5 protein-coding genes and 1 pseudogene are annotated in these 5,813 nt (G+C 75.3%); all 6 read left to right on the forward strand.

Features of this window, described 5'->3' with window-relative positions:
* The coding region (locus tag ACOV8S_RS32125; protein ID WP_448322081.1) for a sensor histidine kinase at window positions 1–275 on the forward strand (275 nt) is incomplete at its 5' end.
* A gap of 10 nt (window positions 276–285) precedes the next feature.
* Window positions 286–951, forward strand: a complete 666-nt coding sequence (locus tag ACOV8S_RS32130; protein ID WP_448322083.1) for a response regulator — start codon at window positions 286–288, stop codon at window positions 949–951.
* A 196-nt stretch (window positions 952–1,147) separates the two neighbouring features.
* Entirely contained in the window at window positions 1,148–2,326 is a 1,179-nt protein-coding gene (locus tag ACOV8S_RS32135) for a cytochrome ubiquinol oxidase subunit I (RefSeq protein ID WP_448322085.1), read from the forward strand.
* A gap of 10 nt (window positions 2,327–2,336) precedes the next feature.
* Window positions 2,337–3,056 carry a cytochrome d ubiquinol oxidase subunit II gene (locus ACOV8S_RS32140; protein WP_448322087.1) on the forward strand — a complete coding sequence of 240 codons (720 nt, stop codon included), beginning with the start codon at window positions 2,337–2,339 and terminating at the stop codon, window positions 3,054–3,056.
* Window positions 3,014–4,705 carry a thiol reductant ABC exporter subunit CydD gene (cydD, locus tag ACOV8S_RS32145; RefSeq protein ID WP_448322089.1) on the forward strand — a complete coding sequence of 564 codons (1,692 nt, stop codon included), beginning with the start codon at window positions 3,014–3,016 and terminating at the stop codon, window positions 4,703–4,705. The genes ACOV8S_RS32140 and cydD overlap by 43 nt, the downstream gene beginning before the upstream one ends.
* Window positions 4,702–5,813: pseudogene (locus ACOV8S_RS32150) on the forward strand (thiol reductant ABC exporter subunit CydC); the annotation flags it as partial. The gene cydD and the pseudogene ACOV8S_RS32150, both read left to right, overlap by 4 nt.

Genomic DNA, 5,813 nt, shown 5'->3' on the forward strand with positions numbered 1-5,813 from the left:
CGCCCGCCGGTCTCGCCGCCTACCGGATCGTCCAGGAGGCGCTGACGAACTGCGTCCGCCACTCGGGGGCCACCGAGGTCGTCGTGCGGCTCACCCGCACGCCGCGACTGCTGACCGTCGAGGTCACCGACGACGGCCACGGCGGTGCCGGGGGCTTCGTGGAGGGCAACGGGCTGCGCGGCATGCGGGAGCGCGCGGCCGGCGTCGGCGGAACGCTCACGGCGGAGCCGGGGCCGCACGGTTTCCGGGTCCGGGCCGAGCTGCCCGTCGAGTAGCGTTGCGCGCATGATCAGGGTGCTGCTGGCCGACGACCAGACGCTGGTACGGGCAGGCTTCCGGTCCATCCTCGAGGGTGAGGACGACATACAGGTCGTCGGCGAGGCCAAGGACGGCTCCGAAGCGGTGGCGCTGGCCGCCGCCGAGCGTCCCGACGTGGTGCTGATGGACATCCGCATGCCGGTCCTCGACGGTCTGGAGGCCACCCGCCGGATCGTCACGGACCCGGGCCTCCCCGACGTGCGCGTGGTCATCCTGACCACGTTCGACGTGGACGAGCACATCTACGAGGCGATCAAGGGCGGAGCCGGCGGCTTCCTGCTGAAGGACACCGAACCGGCCGAGCTGATCCACGCGGTGCGGGTCGTGGCGCGCGGGGACGCCCTGCTGGCGCCGGCGATCACGCGCCGGCTGATCGCCGAGTTCGCCGGACGGATCAGCGCTCCTCCACCCGCGCTGGAGCTGGACGCCCTCACCGCCCGGGAGCGCGAGGTGCTGCAGCTGGTCGCGCGGGGTCTGTCCAACGAGGACATCGCCGCGCGCCTGGTCATCAGCCATGCGACCGCCAAGACGCACGTGAGCCGCGTGCTGGCCAAACTGGGCGTCCGGGACCGCGCGCAGCTGGTCGTGCTCGCCTACGAGACGGGCCTGGTGAGGCCCGGCTGGCTCGGGTAGCCATGTAGGTGGGCCCGGGTGAAGCGCGGCAGCCTCGGGTAGCCACGTGAGCCGGCCCGGGTGAAGCCCGGCCGCCTCGGGGGCTCGCGTACATCCCGGGATGTACGCGAGGAGCCCGGTCTGCGCGAAAGTCGCAGGCCAGGTGGCATCCGCAGCCCGATGCGGCCGCCGCGGCACCGGGCCGACCATGGGCTCCATGGACGACCCGCTGCTCATCGCCCGGCTGCAGTTCGCGCTGACCGCCGGCACGCATTTCCTCTTCGTGGCCCTGACCCTCGGTCTGGTCACCCTGCTCGTCCTCGTGCAGTTCCGGGCCACGGTGACGGGCAGCGCGGTGCACCGCAGGATGGTGAGCTTCTGGGGCCGCCTGTACGTGATCAACTACGCGCTCGGCATCGTCACCGGACTGGTGATGGAGTTCCAGTTCGGGCTCAACTGGACAGGCCTGGCCGAGACGACCGGTGACGTCTTCGGGGTGCCGCTGGCTCTGGAGACGGTCGGCGCGTTCTTCGTCGAGTCGACGTTCCTCGGCCTGTGGATCTTCGGCTGGGACCGCTTCGACAAATGGGTCCACCTGGCGATGCTCGTCGTCGTCGCGGTGACCGCCTACGCGTCGGCCTTCTTCATCATGGTCACCAACGGCTGGCTGAAACACCCGGTGGGCCACACCATGGTCGACGGGAAGGCGGTCCTCACCGACTTCGGGGCGCTGCTCACCAACCCCGCCGCCGTCACCGGTTTCTGGCACGTGGCGTTCGCCGCGCTGTCGACCGCCGGATTCCTCATGGCCGGGGTCAGCGCCTATCACCTGCGCCGCCGGCACCCGGACGTCGAGTTCTTCCGGCGGTCCGCCCGCATCGGCATGATCGCGGTGATCGTCGCCGTGCTGCCGACGGCCGCCTCCGGCGGGCTGCAGTTCCCCTACGTCCAGGGGCCGCCGGGCGTCGTGACCGATCCGCCGCCGCTGGCCGAGGCGGCCCGCAACGTCATGATGCTCGACTGGTTCGTCACGCTCTGGTTCGGCATCGGCTTCCTGGTCATGGCGTCGGTCACACCGCTGCTGCTGCGCGCCAGGACCCTGCACCTGCTCGTCGTCGCCGCGATACCGCTGCCCTACCTGGCGACGGTCGCCGGCTGGGTCAGCCGTGAACTGGCCCGCCAGCCGTGGGCGGTGGCCGGGATCCTGCGGACCGAGGACGCCGTGGCGCCGATGACGGCCGGCCAGGCCCAGCTGTCGTTCGTCTGCTTCGTGTCCCTGTTCGCCGCGCTGGCCGGGGTGAACTTCTGGCTCCTGGCCCGGCACGCACGGCGCGGCCCCACGCCCGCGGACGCGCCGCCGGCGCAGCCCGCCCCGCTCCCCGCCCCCACGTTCTGAGGCCGCCGTCATGGAAACGCTCGCGACCGCTCTGCTCGCGGTCTTCACCGTCGGACATCTGGTACTCGCCGGCGCGGACATCGGCGTCGGGATGCTGCTGCCGTGGCTGGGCCGCGGCCAGGAGGAGCGGCGCACGGTCCTCGCCGCGATCGGCCCGTTCTTCCTCGGCAACGAGGTGTGGCTGGTCGCCGCGGCCGGACTGATGGCCGGCGCCTTCCCCGGCCTGGAGCACATCCTGCTGTACGAGCACAGGGGCGCGTTCGTCCTGCTGCTCGTCGGGTGGGTCGTGCGCGACGTGGGGCTGTGGTGGCGTGGCCGGGTGGACGCGGCCGCCTGGCGCACCGGCTGCGACGCCCTGATCGTCACCGGGAGCGTGGCCCTCGCGCTCGCCCTCGGCGCGGTGTGCAGCGACGTCCTCACCGGCACGCCGCTGCTCGCCCCGCTCGGGGCGGCACTGTTCGCGCTGCACGGCGGCGGGTTCGCCCGGCTGCGGCTGACCGGCGCACCGCTCCGCCGGGCGTACGGCAGCTACCCGCTGACCGCCGCCGCCCTGGCGGGGACGGCCCTCCTGACGGGGGCGAGGCTCGACCCCGGGCACGCCCTCGCCGGCCCGGAGTCGGTGCGCGTCGTGGCCCTCTTCGTCGCCGCCCTGCTGCCGTTCCTGCTCGCGGCGCAGGCAGTGACCTGGTGGACGTTCCGGCACCGGGTGACGGGGCCGGGGTACCTGTGAAGGCCGCCGAACGACGGCTCCTGCGGATGGTCCCGCGGCCGGTGCGGGGCGCGCTCGCCGCCGCGGCGCTCGGGCAGGCCGTGCTGATCGTGCTGCAGGCCGAACTGCTGGCCCGTGCGGTCGCGCGGCTCGACGCGGGCCCGCTGCCCTGGCTGGCGGCGGTCGCCGTGGCGCGCGGCGCGCTGACCTGGGCCGTACAGGCGCGCACCGCCCGGACCGCCGCGCAGGTCAGGACGGACCTGCGCGCGCGGCTGCTGGCCCGCCCGGGGCCGGCCGGCAGCCGGGTCACCCTGGTCACCCGCGGTCTGGACGCCCTCGACCCCTTCTTCACCGGCTACCTGCCCTCCCTGTTCGCCGCCGCGGCCACGCCGCTGGTGGTGCTGGTCCGGCTGGCCGCCGCGGACTGGCGCTCCGCCCTGGTCGTCGCACTGACATTGCCGCTCGTCCCGGTGTTCGGCGCCCTGGTGGGCCTGCGCACGGCGGAGCTCACCCGGCATCAGTGGGCGGTGCTGCACCGGCTCGGCGCCCACTTCCACGACGTGCTCACCGGCCTGCCCACACTGCGGGCCCACGCCAGGACCCGGCACCAGAGCGAGGTGCTGGCCGGCATGGCGGGCGAGCACCGGCGGGCGACCGTCGGGGCGCTGCGGGTGGCGTTCCTCTCCTCGCTGGTCCTGGAACTGGTGGCCGCGCTGTCGGTGGCGCTGACCGCGGTGCCGGTCGGGCTCCGGCTCCTGGGCGGCTCCCTCGTGCTGAGCACCGCCCTGCTGGTGCTGCTGCTCACCCCGGAGGCGTTCCTGCCCCTGCGGGCCCTGGGAGCGCGCTTCCACGCGAGCGCCGAGGGAATGGCCGCCGCCGAACAGGTCTTCGCCGTCCTCGACACGCCCGCGCCCGTCCCTGCCCGCCGCGGCCACCTGCCCCCGCGCGTGCCGCCCCGTACCGCCGAGGGGCGCCCGGGGCGGCCGCACATCGTCTTCGACGACGTCACCTACCGCTATCCCGGCGCCACCGAGGCCGCCGTGGCGGGGCTGGGGCTGGAGATCCGGCCCGGCGAACGAGTGGCTCTTGCCGGCCCGAGCGGGGCCGGCAAGACCACGGTGCTGCGCCTGCTGCTCGGCCTCGTCGAACCGTCCGAGGGCCGCATCCTCGTCGACGGCAGGGACCTGCGCGAACTCGACCCGGACCGGTGGCGGGAGTCCTTGGCCTGGGTGCCCCAGCACCCCCACCTCTTCGCCACCTCCGTCGCCGACAACATCCGGCTGGGCCGCTCGGACGCCACCGACCGGCAGCTGCGGGCCGCCGCCCGTGCCGCCCGGGCCGACGACTTCGTCCGGGCCCTCCCCGCCGGGTACGCGACCGTCCTCGGCGACCGCGGCGCCGGGCTGTCCGCCGGCCAGCGCCAGCGCCTGGCCCTGGCCCGCGCGGTGCTCAAGGACGCACCCCTGCTGCTGCTCGACGAACCCACCGCCCGTCTCGACCTGGCCTCGGAAGCCGCGCTCCTCGCAGGCTCCGGCAGCCTGCTCGCCGGGCGCACCGCCCTGGTGGTCGCCCACCGCCCGGCCCTCCTCGCCCTGGCGGACCGCATCGTCCGCGTGCACCCGCCGGACCGGGCGGCGCACGCTCCGACGAACGGAAGGAAGATCCCGTGACACGAGCCGTGGACCACCGGCGTGAAGACCCGGGGCGCCGGACCGGCATCGTACGGCGCGGCCACGCCGTGCGGCTCGCGGCCGCCGCGGCGGCCGGGGCCGCGGCCGAGACGTGCGCCCTCGGCCTGGCCGGGGCGGCGGCCTGGATGATCGCGCGGGCGGCCGAGCAGCCGTCGATCGCTGCCCTGGGACTGGCGATCGTGGTCGTGCGCGGCTGCGCGGTCCTCAAGGGCGTTTTCCGGTACGCCGAGAGGGTGGCCGGGCACGACGTCGCGCTGCGCGTCCTGGCGGAGCTGAGGGTGCGGGTCTTCGAGGCGCTGGTCCGGCGGCGAGTGCCGGTGCGGGGCGGTGACGCGCTGACCCGCATGGTGTCCGACGTCGACGCCTTCCAGGACCTCCTGCTGCGCTGTCTGCTGCCCACGGCGGGTGCCGCCGCGACCGGTGCGGTGGGGCTCGGCCTCGTCGTGGCCGTCGACCGGGAGGCCGCCGCGGTGCTGGCGGCGGGACTCCTCCTCGCGGGGGTCGCCCTGCCGGCCGCGGTCCACGGCGCGGTCCGGCGGTCCGGGACGGGGATCGGCGCGGCGCGCGAGGACCTGGCGGCGGCCGCTCTCGACCTGTGCGAAGGCGCCGACGACCTGGCGGTCTTCGGGGCGACGGACCGCACCAGGGCCCGGGCGGCGCGGGCGGCGGAACGGCTCGCGGCGCTGGAGCGCGGGCAGGAGGGCGTCGGCGCGGCCGCCACCGCGGTCGGGACGGTGGTCCAGGCGCTGGCCGCGCTCGGTGTCCTGCTCGCCGTCCGCGCCGAGGGAACGGTGACGACGGCGACACTGACGCTCACCTCGCTGGTGGCCGTGGAGACGGTCCTGCCGATGGCGGTCGTGGGCCGTCACCTGGCGACCGCCCTGCCCGCGTGCCGGCGCGTCACCGACCTCCTGTCGGTTCCCCCGTCCGTCGCGCCGGTTCTCCCGGCGCCCCTGCCGGCCGGTCCTCTCGACCTGTGTCTGCGGAAGGTGTCCGCCACCTACGGTCCGGGACGACACCCGGCCCTGCGGGACATCGACCTGACGGTGCGGCGGGGCGGGCGGGGGGCCGTCTGTGGGGGGGGGGG

Source organism: Streptomyces sp. CO7 (genome assembly GCF_053474865.1).